This window comes from Methanothermococcus okinawensis IH1, from assembly GCF_000179575.2.
In the GTDB taxonomy this organism is placed as follows: Archaea; AGJL01; Methanococci; order Methanococcales; family Methanococcaceae; genus Methanofervidicoccus; species Methanofervidicoccus okinawensis.
Genome location: NC_015636.1, coordinates 158,264 through 178,017 on the forward strand (window position 1 = coordinate 158,264; position 19,754 = coordinate 178,017).

At 29.2% G+C, this 19,754-nt stretch carries 17 protein-coding genes and 2 pseudogenes; 11 read left to right on the forward strand and 8 right to left on the reverse strand.

Features of this window, described 5'->3' with window-relative positions; all coding sequences use genetic code 11:
- Positions 1 to 92: 92 nt before the first annotated feature.
- Positions 93 to 788 carry a hypothetical protein gene (locus METOK_RS00790; RefSeq protein ID WP_013866340.1) on the forward strand — a complete coding sequence of 232 codons (696 nt, stop codon included), beginning with the start codon at positions 93 to 95 and terminating at the stop codon, positions 786 to 788.
- Between the two features lie 85 nt (positions 789 to 873).
- Here the strand turns inward: METOK_RS00790 and METOK_RS00795 are convergent.
- The 4 genes and pseudogenes from METOK_RS00795 to leuS all read right to left on the reverse strand — a co-directional run bounded on the left by METOK_RS00795 (position 874) and on the right by leuS (position 5,759).
- Positions 874 to 1,643: pseudogene (locus tag METOK_RS00795) on the reverse strand (proteasome assembly chaperone family protein).
- A gap of 130 nt (positions 1,644 to 1,773) precedes the next feature.
- Positions 1,774 to 2,523 (reverse strand): serine/threonine protein kinase, encoded by a 750-nt coding sequence (locus tag METOK_RS00800; protein ID WP_013866342.1) that lies wholly within the window; start codon positions 2,521 to 2,523, stop codon positions 1,774 to 1,776.
- A gap of 11 nt (positions 2,524 to 2,534) precedes the next feature.
- Positions 2,535 to 2,690 (reverse strand): hypothetical protein, encoded by a 156-nt coding sequence (locus tag METOK_RS08600; protein WP_013866343.1) that lies wholly within the window; start codon positions 2,688 to 2,690, stop codon positions 2,535 to 2,537.
- Positions 2,691 to 2,828: 138 nt separating this feature from the next.
- The gene (leuS, locus tag METOK_RS00805; RefSeq protein ID WP_013866344.1) at positions 2,829 to 5,759 is read right to left on the reverse strand and encodes a leucine--tRNA ligase; all 2,931 of its coding nucleotides are present in this window, start codon (positions 5,757 to 5,759) and stop codon (positions 2,829 to 2,831) included.
- Positions 5,760 to 6,232: 473 nt separating this feature from the next.
- Here leuS and proS point away from each other — a divergent pair, with 473 nt between their 5' ends.
- Positions 6,233 to 7,648 carry a proline--tRNA ligase gene (gene proS, locus METOK_RS00810; protein ID WP_013866345.1) on the forward strand — a complete coding sequence of 472 codons (1,416 nt, stop codon included), beginning with the start codon at positions 6,233 to 6,235 and terminating at the stop codon, positions 7,646 to 7,648.
- Positions 7,649 to 7,698: 50 nt separating this feature from the next.
- Here proS and METOK_RS00815 read toward each other — a convergent pair.
- Positions 7,699 to 8,885, reverse strand: a pseudogene (locus METOK_RS00815) (TraB/GumN family protein).
- Positions 8,886 to 9,351: 466 nt separating this feature from the next.
- Between METOK_RS00815 and comA the strand changes: the two are divergent.
- The 4 genes from comA to METOK_RS00835 all read left to right on the forward strand — a co-directional run bounded on the left by comA (position 9,352) and on the right by METOK_RS00835 (position 12,386).
- The gene (gene comA / locus METOK_RS00820; protein ID WP_013866346.1) at positions 9,352 to 10,110 is read left to right on the forward strand and encodes a phosphosulfolactate synthase; all 759 of its coding nucleotides are present in this window, start codon (positions 9,352 to 9,354) and stop codon (positions 10,108 to 10,110) included.
- Positions 10,111 to 10,174: 64 nt separating this feature from the next.
- Entirely contained in the window at positions 10,175 to 10,954 is a 780-nt protein-coding gene (locus tag METOK_RS00825; RefSeq protein ID WP_013866347.1) for an ATP-binding cassette domain-containing protein, read from the forward strand.
- A 42-nt stretch (positions 10,955 to 10,996) separates the two neighbouring features.
- A complete protein-coding gene (locus METOK_RS00830; RefSeq protein ID WP_048057985.1) occupies positions 10,997 to 11,707 on the forward strand; it encodes a GTP-binding protein in 711 nt (236 codons plus the stop codon).
- Between the two features lies 1 nt (position 11,708).
- Positions 11,709 to 12,386 carry a (Fe-S)-binding protein gene (locus tag METOK_RS00835; protein ID WP_013866349.1) on the forward strand — a complete coding sequence of 226 codons (678 nt, stop codon included), beginning with the start codon at positions 11,709 to 11,711 and terminating at the stop codon, positions 12,384 to 12,386.
- A gap of 126 nt (positions 12,387 to 12,512) precedes the next feature.
- Here METOK_RS00835 and larC read toward each other — a convergent pair whose 3' ends face one another.
- Positions 12,513 to 13,748: a nickel pincer cofactor biosynthesis protein LarC gene (gene larC / locus METOK_RS00840; protein WP_013866350.1), complete on the reverse strand. Its 1,236-nt coding sequence runs from the start codon at positions 13,746 to 13,748 to the stop codon at positions 12,513 to 12,515.
- Positions 13,749 to 13,996: 248 nt separating this feature from the next.
- Between larC and truA the strand changes: the two genes are divergently transcribed.
- From truA to METOK_RS00865, 5 genes are all read left to right on the forward strand, one after another.
- Positions 13,997 to 14,788, forward strand: a complete 792-nt coding sequence (truA, locus tag METOK_RS00845) for a tRNA pseudouridine(38-40) synthase TruA (protein WP_013866351.1) — start codon at positions 13,997 to 13,999, stop codon at positions 14,786 to 14,788.
- A gap of 218 nt (positions 14,789 to 15,006) precedes the next feature.
- Complete coding sequence (locus METOK_RS00850) at positions 15,007 to 15,723, forward strand: hypothetical protein (RefSeq protein WP_013866352.1); 717 nt, start codon at positions 15,007 to 15,009, stop codon at positions 15,721 to 15,723.
- A gap of 204 nt (positions 15,724 to 15,927) precedes the next feature.
- On the forward strand, positions 15,928 to 16,971 hold the full coding sequence (gene tdt / locus METOK_RS00855; RefSeq protein ID WP_048057818.1) for a TDT family transporter: 1,044 nt from the start codon (positions 15,928 to 15,930) through the stop codon (positions 16,969 to 16,971).
- A gap of 147 nt (positions 16,972 to 17,118) precedes the next feature.
- Positions 17,119 to 17,346, forward strand: coding sequence for a PLDc N-terminal domain-containing protein (locus METOK_RS00860; RefSeq protein ID WP_013866354.1), 228 nt, complete (start codon positions 17,119 to 17,121; stop codon positions 17,344 to 17,346).
- A gap of 50 nt (positions 17,347 to 17,396) precedes the next feature.
- Entirely contained in the window at positions 17,397 to 17,951 is a 555-nt protein-coding gene (locus METOK_RS00865; RefSeq protein WP_013866355.1) for an endonuclease dU, read from the forward strand.
- A 132-nt stretch (positions 17,952 to 18,083) separates the two neighbouring features.
- Here the strand turns inward: METOK_RS00865 and frhB are convergent, their stop codons facing one another.
- Entirely contained in the window at positions 18,084 to 18,932 is an 849-nt protein-coding gene (frhB, locus tag METOK_RS00870; protein WP_013866356.1) for a coenzyme F420 hydrogenase subunit beta, read from the reverse strand.
- Between the two features lie 20 nt (positions 18,933 to 18,952).
- Positions 18,953 to 19,684: a coenzyme F420 hydrogenase subunit gamma gene (gene frhG / locus METOK_RS00875; RefSeq protein WP_013866357.1), complete on the reverse strand. Its 732-nt coding sequence runs from the start codon at positions 19,682 to 19,684 to the stop codon at positions 18,953 to 18,955.
- Between the last annotated feature and the right edge of the window lie 70 nt (positions 19,685 to 19,754).

The window sequence follows — 19,754 nt, forward strand, 5'->3', positions numbered from 1 at the left end:
TACATTATATTATTTATTTCATTATAATTTTAATTTTTTATATTTTTCAAAAATTTAAAATAATATAATTTTAATATATTGGGGGTTTTACTTTGAAACCAAAATATGTATTAAAAAATGACATATTTGCAGAATTTACACTCAATAAGTCCTTCAATACATACAAGGGAAAGGTTATAAAATCCGATTTTAACGGGCTAATGGAAGGCGTTGTAATGCTAAATAAAAAGAATCATTGTTATTTTTATCCATTAAAGGCACTTCACATGATTAAACCAGAAAAATGCATTCCTGTAAATATCCTCCCAAAGACCTCATTACCTACGAATCCAAAAAATATACATACAAAAGAGGCACTTTCAAGAATTGTTGGACGAACTTTAAAGGTTTGTTATAACAACCCAAAAACAACATACCTTGGAAGACTTTTGGGATTTACAAGAGGTATATTTTCATGGACTATTGTTTTAGAGATATACGGTGAAGTGGTTATTCTGATAAATCCCAATTATGTTATATATTACGGCACAAGGTGGAATCTGCCAAAGAATAATGCACCATACAACCCACCCATGCTTTTAAACCTAACGAAAACAACCAATTACCTTAAAAAATGTCTTTTGGATGATGTTCAACTTGAAGTTAATCATCCAAGAATAAATATTGAAAATAAGGTTTATATTTATCCTCATGGTATTGTTTCAAATGATAATTATTTAAAAAAACAGGTTTCAGAATTCCTTAAAGAACATGGACTTTATTTTAGAGATAATATTAAAAAATACTAATAAAATAAAAATAATTTATAAATATAATAATATAGATATATAAGTTTTATAAAAAATATAAATATAATGAAAAATAATAATGTGATTAACCTATATATCTTAAATCTTCTTCATTTGTAGGAGCTCGCTGTTGCTGTTGCATAGCTTCTTCTTCAAACTTTTTGATTTTTTCTAAGAATTTTTCCATCTCTTTTGCCCTATCTTCCAGTTCTTTCATACTGATTTCAAATCCAATAAATTTTGAAAGTATTTCCAACACTCTTCTTGCAGATTTAGGGTCAACCAAATATCCAGGAGTTTCTCCCATAAGACATACGCCCTCAATACCATTTAATTTTGAAAATGTCAGCATTAATCCCGCAGCTCCTATAATACTTCCACCGTCCTGTCTAAACTCAGCACCGAGCTCAGATATTTTATCAGCCAATTCTTTTGATGTGGAAGCAACATAAACTTTTGGCATCTCCTCTTTTATTTGACCTATACCAAATCCGCCTAATGTATAGGTGATTTTTGCACCATACTTTATACCTATCTCTACTATTTTTTGAGAAAGCTGATATTGACCAGCAGGCGAAAGTGCCTGGGTATTTCCAAGAACTACCACCATAGATACAGGTTCTTTTATTATATAAACCTCATTATTCATAAAATCTACTGTTCCATCGTTATTAACCAAAACTTGTGGTGGAAAATCATCACAGTAAATTTCTAAAATCTTCTCTCCATTAAATTCATGTATTAAATGTTCTGCGGCTATTCTCCCCACATGACCTATTCCTGGAAGACCTTCTATTAATACGGCATCCTTCAATGGTTCTATATCCTTTATTTTTTTTCTATAATTTTTACCATAATCTCGCCATATAATTTTTTATATTATATAATATTCTTTTGATGATATATATCTTCTAATTTATATAAATATTATTTAGATTCTAAGTTAAATTTAATAATTATGTTATATTATCGATTATATTGTTTTTTATCTTAAAACGATTTTTTTATAAAGTTTTACGAGCTCCATAATATATCTTTCTTCATCCTCAGAGATATTTAATATTTCCTTTACCTTATTTGCCATATAGCACTTACCAAAAAACAAAGCCATGGCACTTGTGAAGTTATGAGCTCTCCTTTTTTTTGCCTTATCAAAATCGATAATGTATATCTTATTAATATTTTTATTATCATTTCTATTAACAATAATGTGTTTTCCCCCTTGAATCTCTGTATGGTCTATTTTATGTAAATCAAGACGCAAACACTGTCTAAGTGTTTCCTCAATAATACACAATAGTTCTTTTTTATCAATATCATTTTGATTCATGTAGTCCTTTAAAGTAATACCATCTGCAAATTCCATAATAAGAAAATCCTCTGAAAAATTATAAACTATCGGAGCTACTCCAAATTTGTTAATTTCTTTTAGTATGTTCCCCTCATGATAAATTGTATTTTTAGCCCCAAGTCTTGGCACCTTAATGGCAACTAATTTATCATCCATCAAACCTTTAAAAACTACTCCCCTATGTCCCTTACCTACAAAATCTATCAATCTTATATTATTTTCTTTTAAAATTTTATTTAGCATATTCCAATCTACTAAATTACAAATTATTGGATGATTTTTAAATTTTTTAATAGCATTCAAATTATCAATATTATTGTATTTATCGTTATATTTATTACATATATCACTATATTTATTAGCGTTATTTTTATTTATATCCATATATTCACCAATTAAATAATAATCTTCAACAAAATCCAAAGCAATATTATGAACAAAACCCCCATTATTGCCAATTTAAAGGCAGCTTTTATAGCAGATATCACTATTTTTACCATTATAATCAATATCAATAGTGCTATAATTACCATGATTACATGATTTATCATTATCACACCACTTATTATATTTAATAAATGAATATAATTAATAAAAATAAGTAAAAAAATAATAAAATAATATATATTGGACAAGTATAATTAAAATAAATAAATTAAATAAACTAATGTAGATATATTATTTATAAATCATTCCATATATATGGCAACCTTGTAGGGTATTGCAAATCTCTTTTTATTTGCTTTATCTTCGCCGTTTATAATAATTTCACATTCAAATTCTTTTTCAAGGAATTCCTTTGCATCGTTTAATATTGCAACCTCATCAATGATAGGTTTTATTCCAATTTTCATTATCTCATTTATGAATTTTGGAATCTCCTTTCCATACTTCCTAAATTCTGGATTTTTCATTATAATAGGCATCATCTGTTTTACATTTTTATCTTTATTTTCAGCCATGATTTTTAAAACCTCATATTTCCAATCGTCCGATGTGTATAAATATATCTTCTCTGGTTTTATTTTTGCAACACCCATAATGTTTCTTATATCGTCCATTGTTGATTTTATAAACTCTTCTGCTAAATCAAGGGATTCATCTATATATTTTTCATCAGCTACTGGAAATGATTCCTTTGAGATATATCCGTCTTTACTTAGGAGCTCCCATATTTCTTCACATAAATGCGGTGTCATAGGTGTCAATATCTTTGTCCATATTTCAACGATATATCTTAGTATATGCTTATTATTTCCTCCCCTTCTTTTATACCATCTTAAATCATTCATTAGACCATAGAACAGTATTCCTACTTTTCTAAGGTGGAATTTATTATATGATTCATCTGCTATTTTTATGGCATTATGGGTTTTATGTAATAACCATTTATCGATTGTCGATAATTTACTTACATTTAGTTCATCCAAGTTATTATCATTATTATCATTATTGTTATTATTATCATTATTATTAATATCCTTTACATTAACTGCCAATTCATAGAATTTAATTAAATTATCCTTAGCCTTTTCCATATCTTTAAACTTAACATCTGCATCCTGTGGGAGCTCTGCACAGGTGGTAATATAAAACCTTGCAACATCAGGACCGTATTTTTCGGCAACCTCCATTACTGGAAGAACTGGACCTTTTGATTTTGAAAGTTTTCTGCCTTCTATTGTCACATATCCATTTACAACAATGCCCCTTGGCCAAAATTCTTCATCAAACAGAGCTACATGGTTAAATATCATAAATGTTAAGTGGTTGGGCACAAGGTCTTTTGCCGAACATCTCCAATCCAATGGATAGTAATATAAAAATTCTTTTCTCATTTCTTTTATGAGCTCAGCATTTATATTTGTGTTTTTTGAAACTTCGTTTATATCTCCCTTTCCAAGGAATACATAGTCAAATAATTCTGGAAGAAGCTGTTCAGGTTTTATATTATTTGTATTTATGGTCTTTGCTATTGTATAATATGCCATATATATGGTGCTATCTGAAAGGCTCTCAATCATCCAGTTTTTATCGAATGGTAGTTTTGTTCCAAGTCCTTTTTTCCTTGCACATGCCTTATCCTTCATCCAGTCAATTTTATTGTGGAAATCCACCCTTACAGATTCTGGAATAAATTTCATCTTATCTACGCATTTATGTGCTTTTTTCTTCCATTCCTCATCCGAGTATGTGATAAACCATTGCCCTTTAACTGTTTTTACAACACATTCTGTTCCACATCTACAAACAACAGGTTCTGATAACTCATAAAGAACCTCTGCAATTCCTTTTTTAATTAAATCCTTTGTAAGTATGTCTTTTATATCCCTCACAGCAACATCTTTATACTCTCCACAATTTTCATTTAATATACCTTTGTGGAACTCATCCTTATAGATTTTGTTTGTGGCTTTTTCCAAATTCTCCTCATCATTTTGGTCTTTTATCCCCATTTTTTCTACAATTTCCTTTGCAGGATATTTTCCATATCCTTCTATTTTAATAAGAGATATCAATTCATCGTCAGTTAATTCCTTCCCAATACTTTCATAGTAATCTCTTAAAGCAACATAATCATAAGGAGCATGTGCTGGAACGCTCATTACACAGCCTGTTCCTATTTCTGTTTCAACAAATGATGCAGGATATATTGGCACTTCCTTATTTGTAATAGGATTTACTACGGTTTTTCCAACTAATTCACTGCCTTTTATTTCCTTTATCAACTGCACTTTTTTATCTTGATTTTTAAGCTTTTCAGAAGCTTCTTTGCTGACAATCCATATTCCGTTGTATTTTAGAGATATGTCCTCACTGTTGGAATTTTGAACCTCATCATAAACTTTTATTATATAATAGGTTTTTTCAGGGTTAATCCAGGCATTTACTACACCGAATATTGTTTCAGGCCTAAGGGTAGCCATAGGCATTATACATTCTTCTTCTTTTCCATCTATATCCATTTTCATTTTAAATTTTAAAAGCACATATTCAATAAGGGTTGCATCCTCTCCCTTTAATAAATCGTGGTCTTCCACAGGATTATCACATCTTGGACAGTATCTGACGGGGTGGGAACCTTTTTTAATATATCCTTTTTCCTTCAACTTTAAAAACTGCCATTCTATGAACTTTTTAAATGTTTCATCGTCCGTTTTAAAGTTTCTTCTCCAATCAAGTGCAAATCCCATTTTTTTAAATGATTCAGTAGCCTTTTTTGAGAAATATTTCACGATATTTTCTGGCGTGTTTAATGTTAATAACTCATCCATAGGTATATTATGTAATGTATTGTATGCCCAAATCGTATGTTTATCCTGTTTTTTTATGAGCTCCGCTAATCCCAATATTGGGGTCCCACTTACATGAAATCCAAAAGTCCATAAAACATTTTTATTTTTCATTCTTTGGTATCTTGCAACGGTTTCTGGAATTGTAAATGTTCTTAAATGCCCGGCATGTAAAACACCATTTAAATATGGAAATGCCGCAGTTATATAAAACTTATTTTCGTTTTTATTTGGTTCTTCTGGATTTCCAGCATCTGCTTCAAATATCCTATCCTTTTCCCATCTTTTTTGCCACTTTTCAGCAATTTTAACAAAATCAACTGACATACTATACCTCTTATTTTATTTTTTTCTTATATCTCCTTTTTTTATATATTTTATTTTTTAAATTTTCTAAATTTTTTATTTTTATTTTTTATTTTATTTTTTTCGTTTTATTGAATATCACTGTAAATCTTAATTAAATAATACTGCATCAAATATAATACATCATAAAGCATAATAACTGAATTTAATAAATACTTTTTATAACAAATACCGAGTTTATATATAATTTAAAGAATAATAATAGAGCGTTAGGATAGTAACGTTATGGTAATAAAATATTATCATAAACTTATTCTTAATAATATGGCAATATATTTAAAAATGATTCATAGAGTATATATTTAAGGCATATTTATAAATAATTTAAAATATTTCTTATTATTTTATTATTTATTTTAATTTTATTATTTTAGTAATCTCATTTATAACTGAGTAGAATATAATGAAAATATAAAATATTAATTTATATAAATATGGGTGAAACAGTGGAAAATTTCTCAGAATGGTATGGAAATATACTTGAAAGAGCGGAAATATATGATTTAAGATATCCAATAAAAGGATGTGGTGTTTATCTACCTTATGGGTTTAAAATAAGAAAATATGCATTTGAAATAATAAGAAACATGCTTGATGAAACAGGGCATGACGAAGCACTATTTCCTATGCTTATTCCAGAAGACCTTCTTGCAAAGGAAGGAGAGCATATAAAAGGATTTGAAGATGAGGTCTATTGGGTAACACATGGCGGAAAAACGCCTCTCGATGTAAAACTTGCTTTAAGACCTACATCTGAAACACCAATTTATTATATGATGAAGTTATGGATAAAGGTGCATACTGACCTTCCAATAAAAGTTTATCAAGTCGTAAATACATTTAGATATGAAACAAAGCACACAAGACCCCTCATTAGATTAAGAGAGATTATGACATTTAAGGAAGCTCATACAGCACATGCTACAAAGGAGGATGCTGAAAATCAGGTGAAGGAAGCAATAAACATATATAAAAATTTCTTTGATGAGCTCGGTATTCCAACAATTATATCAAAAAGACCAGAATGGGATAAATTTCCAGGTGCAGAATATACCATGGCATTTGATACCATATTCCCAGATGGAAAAACCATGCAAATTGGAACCGTCCATAATTTAGGGCAGAATTTTGCAAAAACCTTTGAGTTGGAATTCGAAACAGCCGATGGCGGTAAAGATTATGCCTATCAAACATGCTACGGTATATCCGATAGGGTGATTGCTTCAATTATAGCACTTCATGGAGATGAAAAAGGGCTTATACTTCCACCAAATGTAGCACCTATTCAAATAGTAATTATACCTCTTTTGTTTAAAGGAAAAGAAGAAATTGCAATGAATAAGGCAGAAGAGGTATATAACACCTTAAAAGAAAAAGGATTTAGGGTAAAACTTGATGATAGAGATATAAGACCAGGTAGGAAATTCAATGATTGGGAATTAAAAGGAGCCCCTATAAGAATTGAGTTAGGTCCAAGAGATATAGAAAATAAAAAGATTACATTATTCAGAAGAGATACTGGGGAAAAATTCCAAATAAATGAAGATGATTTATTAGATGGAATAAACAACACAATGAACTCCATAATGAAAACAATTAAAGAAAAAGCCAATGAAAGAGTAAATTCATTTATCACCATAATGGATAATAAAAATAATAAAAATAATAATGATATCGAAGCTCTTATAGACAATGTAAAAGAAATACTTGCGGAGAAGAAGGGGGTGGTTTTAATACCTTATGATAAAAACTTATACAATGAAGAGTTTGAAGAATCAATAGAAGCCTCTGTTCTTGGAATCACCAAATGCAATGGTAATGAATATATTGCAGTTGCAAGAACCTATTGATTTAATTTATTTTTTATTTTTTATTATTTAAATAGATATAACTAAGAATATTAAAATAAATGACTTAAAAATCCTGGAATAAAATAAAAAGTTCCTATGGCACTTCCAATGCTGGAAAGTGTGGCAACCATTAAAATCCTTATTATATTGTTATTCATTAATTCCTTTAAACTGTTGGATTTGAATAATTCATCAATATCTTCTGTTGATATGCTTCTATATTTTAATTCAACAAGACCTGCCACATAACCTGCTCCAATTACTGGAATAAGGGAGGTAATTGGTGCTGCAAGGAATGCCGAAATAATTGATGGAATCTTCCCACGAGCAATAATTGCACCAAGTGCCGATAAACTACCATTTATAAGTATCCAATCAATGGTTAATTTCTTTAAAGCTTCTGGGTTAGAAGATATTGCATAGAATCCATATAATATAATACATAATATTATTGATGATACTATTAATTTAAAATAGTTTTTTCCTTTTTTACCTCCATCAATTCCTTTAAATCTATATTTAGTTCATTTTTTTCTAATTTTTTTAAATAATTACATATTCCACTTAAATGACCCGCCCCAACAACTGCCAAGATTTTTTCTTTTCCTTTACTCATTTCAAAGAGATTTTTTGCCATAAATTTATCCCTTTCATCCACAAGAACCTCATATATTGAAGGAGACATTTCTTTTAACATTTTAATTAAGTCTTCTGCATTATTTACCATTTCATTTAAAGATTTTTCATCCAATTCAACGTTATTATTATCGTCATTAAATAACTCATACAAAAAATTTAACTTTTCCCTTAAACTCATAGTTTTCAGAGCTCGTTTCAAGGTAATATTTATAGGTCTATCTATCAACGATATTGGTTTATTATATGCCATTGCCAAATCAACCGCTTTTTTCATTTCGCTACCTGGTTTTATACCAAATCTCTCCCCAATGTCCTTTTGAAAATTTGCTAAAATTGTATGAATCAAAAAAAGACCCACATTTCCCTCTTTTATTAATTTCAATACATCAATATTTTTATTGTTAATACTGTTATTGCCATGATGCATATCGTTTGTAATGGCAAAAAACCTATCTTTATCCAATTCAACCGCTATTACATCAGGGTCTATGTCAATTATAGCGTTCTCAACCTCCATTACACTATTCCCTGAAACATGGGCTGTTCCTACTAAGTAAATATCACATTCATTGGTACCATTGTTAATTTTTATATGCATTATTTCACCAAAATAAAATAATATTAATTATTTAGTTTTAAATTAATATTATTTAAATTATTAATTATAATTTTTATGTTTATATATTTGGATATTATTTCTATTTTATTTCATATTATTATAATAAATCAAGTATCTTTAATTTATTTCTAATATATACTCTCTATAAATAAAATTATTACAAAAATGAGTATAAAAATTTAAAATTAAAAATAATAAATTAAATTATTATATTATTTTTTATATAGTTATATATATTTATAGCTATATATTTATACATATATTTTTTTGATTAATACTATCATAAAAATCAAATCAAAAAATATATAAAATATTAATCTCATAATAATCAAAAGTTATATTATAATATATAATAATCACAAAAATTTTCTTATAAGATAAAAAATATAAAATAATATAATAAAATATAAAATAATTAAAAGTAATAAAATAAAAAGGCGATAATATGAATGCATTTAGTTTTTTAGATATTGAGAGAGAAAAAGGCATTACTATGGTATTGGATAAAGGATTATCCCCCGATTTTATAAATGATTACTTAAAAGTTTGTGGAGAGTATATAAACTTTATTAAATTTGGTTGGGGAACTAGTGCAGTTCAAAATAGGGATATTGTAAAAGAAAAGATAAGAAATTACAAAAGATATGGAATAAAATCATATCCCGGCGGAACCTTATTTGAGGTCTGTTTTTCAAGAGGAATGTTTGACGAATATTTAAATGAATGTAAGGAGCTCGGTTTTGAAGCTGTGGAAATATCCAATGGTTCTATGGATTTAAGTTTAGAAGATAGAAAAAATGCTATAAAAATGGCAAAAGATGAGGGATTTATCGTTTTAACAGAGGTTGGAAAAAAGAACATAGAAAAAGATAAAGAATTAAGCATAATGGATAGAATAAATCTGATAAATGAAGACCTAAAAGTAGGAGCTGATTATGTAATTATCGAAGGTAGAGAAAGCGGAAAATCCATTGGATTGTTTGATAAGGAAGGAAATGTAAAATTATCAGAATTTGAAACCTTAATTAACAATGTCCCAGTTGAAAAAATTATATTTGAAGCTCCAAATAAAAATCAGCAGGTTGAATTCATATTAAAAGTTGGAAATGATGTTAATTTAGGAAATATTGCATATAATGAAGTAATTTCATTGGAAACCCTTAGAAGAGGATTAAGGGGAGATACTTTTGGGAAAATACAGTAAAAATAATTAAGATATACCCAATTAATAAGCCAAATAATTTATAAAAATATAGAAATGTGATAATATGGATATAAACGAAATTACAATAATAGGTGGATACAACAAATTTGGAGAGGCAGAGGCAGTTAAAGAATTAACTGTAAAAAAAGGAGAAATATTTGGTGTTGTAGGTCCAACAGGTAGTGGTAAATCTAATTTAATAAGTGATATTGAGCAGTTAGCACAGGGAGATACTCTTTCAAGAAGAAAAATATTGATAAACGGGGAAGTTCCGCCGGTTGATATGAGAAGAGACCCAAGAAAAAGAAGAATAGCTCAATTATCACAAAATATGAATTTTTTAGCAGACATGACTGTTGAAGAATTCCTATTGATGCATGCAAAAAGTAGAGGCATAGAAAAAGAAGGAATAGTGGATGAAATAATAAATTTAGCCAATAAATTGACAGGAGAGCCGATTAAAAAGGAATATAATTTAACCATATTGAGCGGTGGCCAGTCAAGAAGTTTAATGGTTGCAGATGTGGCTGTTATAAGTGATTCTCCTATCGTGTTAATTGATGAAATAGAAAATGCAGGTATTAAAAAACATGAAGCCTTAGAGCTCTTAGCAGGTTATGGAAAAATTGTAATGGTTATTACCCACGACCCAGTTTTAGCACTTATGACAGATAGAAGGGTTGTAATGAAAAACGGAGGAATGACCGAAATTATAGAAACCTCTGAGGAAGAAAAGGAGGTTTCAAAGAAATTAAATTGTATAGATAATTGGATGTTATCAATGAGAGAAAAAATAAGATATGGCGATAGACTGGCATTGGAAGATATAAAATTTACCGTATAAGGTGAGAAATAAATGGATAAAATAGAAAAGAATAATAAAGATATAAAAATAAGTATAGTGGCAGGAACTCCCGGAGCAGGAAAAACTTCTGTATTAATACATACAATTAAAAATCTTATGAATGCAGGATATAATCCAGCGGTTGTTAAAATTGACTGTCTTTATACAGATGATGACATAAGATATGGTAAATTAGGTATTCCCACGCTTATAGGACTTAGTAAAGATATGTGTCCAGACCATTTTGCAATATATAATTTGGAAGAGATGGTTGAATGGGCAAAAAATCAGGACAAAGATATAGACACACTTATAATTGAAACCGCAGGATTGTGCCATAGATGTGCCCCATATACAAAAAACAGCCTTGGAATCTGTGTGATAGATGCAACATCTGGACCAAATACACCGAGAAAGGTAGGCCCATTTTTAACAAGTGCCGATGTTGTAGCAATTACGAAAGGGGATATAATTTCTCAGGCAGAAAGAGAAGTATTTAGAGAAAGAATTTTGGAAATGAACCCTAATTGTAGAATATATGATGTAAATGGATTAAGTGGACAAGGTTGCGGGGAGATAGCCGATGAAATAGCTGAAACAGAACCACTGAATAGCTTAGAAAATGAAGAATTAAGACATAATGCTCCATTATGCATTTGTACCCTTTGTGTTGGAGAAACGAGAGTTTCAAAGAAATACCACAGAGGGGTATTAAGAAGAATCGATGGATTTACAAAATATACAGGGGAATGATATGGGCGTAGATAAATCGGATAAATTAAATAAAATAATAAAATTACTTCCAGGATATAATTGCAGAGCATGTGGTTATAAGCGATGCGATATTTTTGCAGAGGAACTTTTAAATGGTAGAACTTCATTGGATAAATGCCCATTTTTATTTAGAGAAGATTTTAAACAGAACATGATCGAGTTAAAAGAATTATTAAAAGATGTGGAATATAAAGAGGTAAAATCAGAAGCGGAAGAAGAAGAAAAACTCGTAGGGGTAATTGACGAATATGAAGCAGATTTTCTGTTAGACCCTTTACCTAATGAACATTCATGCAGGGAAACTTTAATGATTGCTGATAAAAAGCCTTTAAAAATTGGGGATTATATTCAATATAGGCCGTTGGGATGTCCGATACCGCATTTTGCTAAAATAATTGATGAAAATCATGGGTTGTATATAGTCCATATTGAAGGTCCATGCCATAGAATCACAGGAAAGGAAAAAGAATATATAAATGTAGGTATAGCCATGGTCGTGGCATTTGAAGGAATAGTTATTGGAAAGGTCCCAGAGGTAGGGCATACTGTTAAGTTTATACCAAATCACTGCATGATGCAGAAGGTTCATTCAGGTGTAGTTGTTGAAGTTGAGGGAAACAGGGCATATATTGAAGGTATTGATTTAAAAGTCTGGTAATTTTGTGATTTTAAATTTCCATTTTAATATTAATATATATTATTTTATTATTATTTTCATTTAGATTTTTTAAATTTTACAGTTTTTATGTTTATGTAAATATTCTTAAAATATGTATGATTTAACTTATTTTACGATTTCATTACCAGTTATGTGTGTTATTTTATTATCCAATATTTTCAAAACCTTTCTAAGTGGTATATTTAATTCTTCTGCTATTTTTTTGGCATCTTCATATTCGGGCTTTATATTTATTATTTTATCATCAATGGAGGATATTTTTACATCACATTTAAATTCTTTACCATTTATGTTAATAAAATAGGTTTTTTTAATTCGTTCTGCTTTTATTCTATCTATTCCTTTTATCCTTACCCCCAATGTTCCAGTTTCTTCCATAAGCATTTTTGCGAATTTTTCAGAAGTTGCATAATCTGTAATTACAGAAATAATATTGGTAGGTCGGTTTTTCTTTCCAATACCATTTACAACAAACACCTCTTTTGCCCCTTCATTTAGTAATTTTTCAAACAGAGCTCCTATAACCTCACCGGATATATCATCCACATTGGTTTCAAGCACAACCATATTTTTTTCCATTATATCTTCATTTATTTTTCCCTCAACAACCCTTAAAATATTTGGGACTTCTTTTAATGTCTTTGAGCCTCCGCCATATCCAACTTTTATAGGTATCATAGGTGGAAAGTTATCTACAATTTCATCAACTATATTGGAGAGTATGGCAATGCCCGTAGGTGTGGTGTGTTCAAATTTAGTGGCATAAGGAGGATTGGAGTATTTTATACCATGTTTGCATAATATTTCAAGGGTAGCAGGTGCAGGAATCGATAATATACCATGTTCCATCTTAGTGTAACCTCCACCAAGAACTGGGGGTGTAGAGTATATTTTCCCATTTAAAAACCCGTTTTTTTCAAGTAGCATTATACTTCCAACAACATCAAAAATAGTATCAAGAGATGCCACTTCGTGAAGGTGGAAATTAGTTTTATGGAGCTTTTTTTCAGCATATATTAAATCATTTATAATATTGTTTGTTATACTTTTTGCCCTATTGGATAATTTTAAATTGTTTGAAACTTCTGCAATAGCATTTTTTAAATCTTCTGGATGGTGAAATCTATCCTCAATTATATCTATATAAAGCTTTTTTGCCATTATGCCGTTTATTTTTTCTTCTTTAATATTTACTTCAAATTTTTTGCAGTTTTCCAAATTGTTGATGACAGAGGTGAGCTCATATAACGAATCGATATCATCCGTTAAATCAATAAGTGCGGATATAAACATATCACCAGATATTCCTGATATTTTAGGGTCTATAATTAGAGTTTTCATACTATCACTTTTATATTGATGAAAATAAAAAAATAAATTATAAAATAAAATAACGCTCATGTTCTTATATTGGTTAGGCATTATCGGATAATGGTTATGTAATTATTATTCATCGGAGCTCCGATAATTTTCTCCGATAAAGTTTTTATCGCTATATGTTTTCATTATTTATAGTAGATAATTTAAGTATATCTATATATAACATCATAATAAATTATTAATATTTATCATCATCATATTGTGATATTATGTATATCTTAAAGGTAGCATATAACAAACACCATTATGGATTTCAAACTCAACCCCATAAAGAAACAGTTTGCGATAAAATAATGGATGCTTTAAAAGAATGTAATTATTTAGCAAATGACAAAATAATTTTTTGTGGAGGTAGAACCGATAAAGGCGTTTCTGCAATTGGAAATTTTATAGTTGTAGAATTAAGCCAAGAGCCGATTTTATCCCATATTTATTCAAAATTAAAAAATAAAGGAATATGGATATTTGGCTACAAAAAGATAGATACTATTCCTGAGGTAAAATATAGACATTATAGATATATATTGCCTATTATACCACATATCGATGAATACAACATTGATTTAATGATAGAAGCTTCAAAAAAACTTATAGGGGAACATTCATTCCATAACCTATCAAAAAAAGATAGAACAAAGGAAAAAAGCCCCATTAGGACAATATATGATATAAAAATTGAAAAAAATCTATACTATATTACAATTGATGTTATCGGCAAAAGTTTTCTGTGGAATATGGTAAGAAAGATAATCACTGCATTATCCGAAGTTGGAAAAGAAAATAAACCTGTGGGGTGGATAGATGAGCTCCTGTGTGAGAACCATAAAGGGGGTGTTCCACCCGCACCAGCAGAAGGGCTTATACTGATGGAAGCAAAAACTGATATAGAGTATATTTATGACAAATATGTATTAAATAGGTTTAGAAGGGAATGGATGGAAAACTACAAAAAAACAACCATGAAATTAGGAGTATGTAGAAATATGATGGAATTTATATAAAATAATCCATATAATTTATAATTCATAATTTATATAAAATATTTTTGATTATAATTACATATTCATATGGGATATAATGAAGTATTAAGCCATAAAAAATTAAAATAATTTAATATTATATTATAATTTATTCAAATTTATACCATATACATTATAAAATCTCAAATAGATAAGATAGAAGAGAGATAAAATTAGAAAAAATTAGATATGATGATAATATGGAAAAATACATTACTTCGATAAGTATAGATATATCCTCAAATGATGTAGAAACAAATCCTATTGTAAATGAAAAAATAAGGAGGGAATTGTCCTTAATTACTCATCCAGATGTAAAATCAGCACTTTCAAATATTACGGGGGATGATATAGTAATTACCTCTTTTGTTCCTGAAAACTTAATCGAAGAAACCAATAAAAATATTATAAAATTATTAAAAAAACATGCCGAAGGTTTTGAAGATTTAAATGGGATTTCCGAACATCCTGAGGATGCAGGGGAGGGAGTATCCTATGCAATAGCTAAGGCGGGCTCTAAATATGGGGATTCTTTAATTGTTTCTTTTGACACCTACGGGGGAGAAGATATTGTAAATGAAATGGCATTGTTTGTTGAAGATATTGGGAAAAAATACGGCTTTGATGTGGGTTCCAGCGTATCTAACAAGCCTAAAAAGATTCACGGCGTTGGATATTCTGGCATTGCCACAGATGACCCTGTTGTTATCATTACCTTTGAAGAATTAAAGGAGCTCCCAAAATTAGCAGGATTAATATTTGGTGGGTTGCTAAGTTTTGACAATTTATATTTTGTTAAAAAAGGAACTGCCACGAATATACTACCACCAGGGGTAATTTATACGATGTCTGCCTTTTTAAATGGAAATGTAATAGATTTATACGATGGTATAAGGAGAAAATATAATTTACTTTAATTATTTAATTAATTTGGTTATTCTTTTAATTTATTTTAATTATTTTATTTTTTTACTTTTCATTTTTTATTTTAATGTATATCATTATATTTAAATATATTTTAAAAATATTAAAATACATCGATTAATCGGAAGTTTTAAATATATTAACTTTAAATATAGCAATATTACCACTGCACATATGTGGATAAAAGAGGTGAAAAAATGCTAGAGGCATGCGAATCGAAATGGGATATAATAAAGAATTTCATACCATCATGGTTTGCAGCGATAATGGGAACAGGTATATTGGCAATTACAAGTCATATGTATGCCATGTATTTGCCCATACTAAATACAGTTGCTGTATATCTTGTTTATTTTAATGTATTTCTGTTTATACTATTTAGCATACCTTGGACATTGAGATGGATAATATTTCCAAAAAATGCAAAAGCAGATTTAAATCATCCAGTATTATCTGCATTTTACCCAACATTTGCTGTTAGTATGTTAGTTCTTGCATCGGATTTTTTTACAATCCTCCACAACATATATTGGTCTAAAATATTTTGGATACTTGGAGCTCTGTCTATGATTGTATTTAGTATAATTGTTCCATTCCAAATGTTTAAATCTGAAAATATAAAATTAGACCATGTAAATCCCGGATGGTATATTCCTCCTGTTGGTTTAATAGTTATTCCTATTGCAGGTGGATTATTGGCACCCCATTTTACAGGATTGCTCCATGAATTAGCCGTTATTACAAATTTCTTTGGATGGGGAGCAGGATTTTTCTTATACTTGGCTATATTGGCAATTGTATTTTATAGATTTATGCTTCACCATCCACTACCCTCAACCCTTGCTCCGACTGTATGGATTAATTTAGGTCCAATAGGTGCAGGTATTATTGCATTGATAAATATTGTTCATAATACTCCAATAATACATATTAAAGACCCATACTATATCTTTTCATTTATATTTTGGGGATTTGGACTTTGGTGGGCTATAATGGCAATAGTTATGACATTGCACTATATTAAAAACTTAAAACTCCCATATGGCATGCCTTGGTGGGCATTTATCTTCCCTCTTGGTGCCTATGTTGGCTCAACATATTACATATATAATTTATTCCACTACAATATAGTAAATTATATAGGATTTGGTTTATATTGGCTATTGTTCTTTTTCTGGGCAATTACCCTTATAAAAACTGCAATATCAACATATCATGGATATCCATTTAAAGGGCACTAATTTAGAAGCAAAACATTAATAATAAATATTAAGTAGATATTATTAATTATTAGTTTATTAATTTTAATTATATTTTATTGTAATTATATTTTATTATATTTTTATTATTCTATAATTAATATTATAGCTATTTTTAGGTGAAAATTTATGTGGATTTCTCCGATGAATATGATGATGGGAAATTATTGGAATTTTGGTTTTATGTTTTTTGGATTTTGGACTGTAATAAAAATTATTGTATTTATATTGGTTGTTGTAGATATAGTTAAAAGAGATGATTTAGACATTCTTGAAAAAATTTTATGGCTGTTAATTGTTTGGTTTTTGGGAATAATTGGAGCTATAATTTATTACCTGCTGTCTAAACGAAGATAATTAAAAAAATTAAAAATAAAAAATAAAATAAAAAATAAAGGTATAGATATATGGTAATGTATATTAAAGACGAAGTTGGAGTAATAGGTATAGATGATGCCCCATTTAATAGAAACGATAAAGAAGCCCTATTAATTGGGACTTATTATCGAGGAAATAAGATAATAGATGGCATTTACTTTAAAAAAATACACAGAGATGGAATGGATTCAACAGAAAAGATTATTGAAATGATCATGGGAAAACATAAAACAAAGATAAATGTTATATTCTTGGACGGCGTTACATTTGGAGGATTTAACATAGCAAACCTATATGAAATAAATGAAAAAACCAATATCCCTGTGGTTGCAGTTATTGACAGGATGCCCAATCGACAAAAAATGATGGATGCTTTAAAAAAACATTTTGAGGACTATGAAAAAAGAATCTACCTTTTAAAATCATTCCCAGAGCCTGAAAAAATTAGTGATATATATGTTCAGTATGTCGGTATAGAGAAGGAGCTCCTAAAAATGATAATACAAAAAACAAGATTAAAAAGCAAAATTCCAGAATGTTTAAGAATATCCCACTTAATAGGAAGAGGATTTTTGGAGTTATAATTTTATTTTAAATAACTTTCTTAAACTAAATTATCTAAATAAACCAAATAAACTAATTAAAAACTAAATAAAAATAAAAAAATATAAAATAAAAAAATATAAAATAATTAAAAAAATAAAACTAAAATATAATTAATAAGGAACAGGTAATCCTATCTCTTTTCTATGTTCAATTTCTTTGGAATTATTAGTTTTCTTAGTTAATGCAAGTTTTTCAAGGATTCCTAAACCAAATTTACCTTCATCTATTGGTTTGGTTTCTAAGTATCCTTCATCAACCATCTTGTTGAAGAATTCTTCACCTTTTGATGTTCTTATAAATACCGAGCTCCAACCATCAGGACTGCCTACTGAACCTGTTGAGATATCTGCCAATTCTGCTGTATAGTCTGTGCATACATGGCATGCTTTTTGTTCGTAGGGATGGGTTTCTTTTAACTTTATAGATTTTGCCTCTCCCCATTTTGTATATACCCAGAATTTACCTTTTCCTATATCCAATTTAGCAACATCGTCTATTTTTACACCGCAGTGTTCTTCAATTATGGTTTTCATACCATTATATGGGAAGTTTTCCATACAGAATATACCCATAATCAATGCAATTTTATCTGGCATGTGTCTGAATCCTACTGGATATTTCATGGCTTTTCTTGTAGCTATTACCTGACATGGAGTTCCTACAACTCCAAGTTTTTCACAGCCGTATTCTCTAATAGCACTTTTTAAAACGCTTATATTTGGACATACTGTATATTTTGTTCCTCCTGCTTTTAAAACCTCTTCTGGTGTTGTGGCAACCTTGGGAACTGGCTTACAACCTTCACCTTTATCTGCTACTATTACACCATCTAAAAGGTTATTTTCCAACCCATATATAAATGCGCTAGATACTATCCCACCATCTTGGGATTTTTTTAATATCTTTTTATCCGTAGCTCTTGCGGATATTATTGTCTTATAATTTCCAAAAGCATCCATTTAATCACCCCTAAGGATTTTTATTGTTCTATCTCTTTAACCTGTTCTGGAATTCTTATTCTTGGGCATTGGAATGAACATGCTCCACATTTTATACATACTTCATTTAAAATATTAGGTCTTCCTTCAACCATTTCAATAGCTCTTGTTGGACATGCAGAGGCACAGGAACCACATCCCATGCAGAGGGATTTATTTACTACATTTGTAATTAAATCACATCCACAGGCTTCTGTGCTATTCTGAGCAAACTCTGCAAATGGTTGTAAATATTTTGTATCTCCATTTATTGCCAATATAATTACCTTAACTATTGTTTCTGGTGATGGAGGACATCCAGGAATTGCCAAATCAACTTTTATCACATCTCCAACAGCAACATACGAGGCATGAGCTGGTTTTGACATCTGTCCTCCCCTACTATATCTTAAAACTCCACCAGTTGCTGCACATGCTCCCAATGCAACTACAATCTTTGCCTTTTTTCTTGTTTCGAGAATATCCTTTATAGAATGTTCATCATCCAAACAAACCGCACCTTCCACAAGTGCAATATCTATATTATCAGGAATTTTTCTTTCAATCAATATTTTTTCATCGGTTTCATTTATCTCTGTTTTTTCATCCATCAAAGTCAATGAATAAACTAAATCTATACTTCCCAATATATCCAAAAGCTTTTCATAGGTATCAGTTAATGATATTAAACATCCAGTACATCCACTCATGTGAATGTGTGCCACCCTTACCATTTTTTCACCTCAATTAAAATAATATTTACAAAAAATTATATATTTAAATATATATTTATACTATTAATAT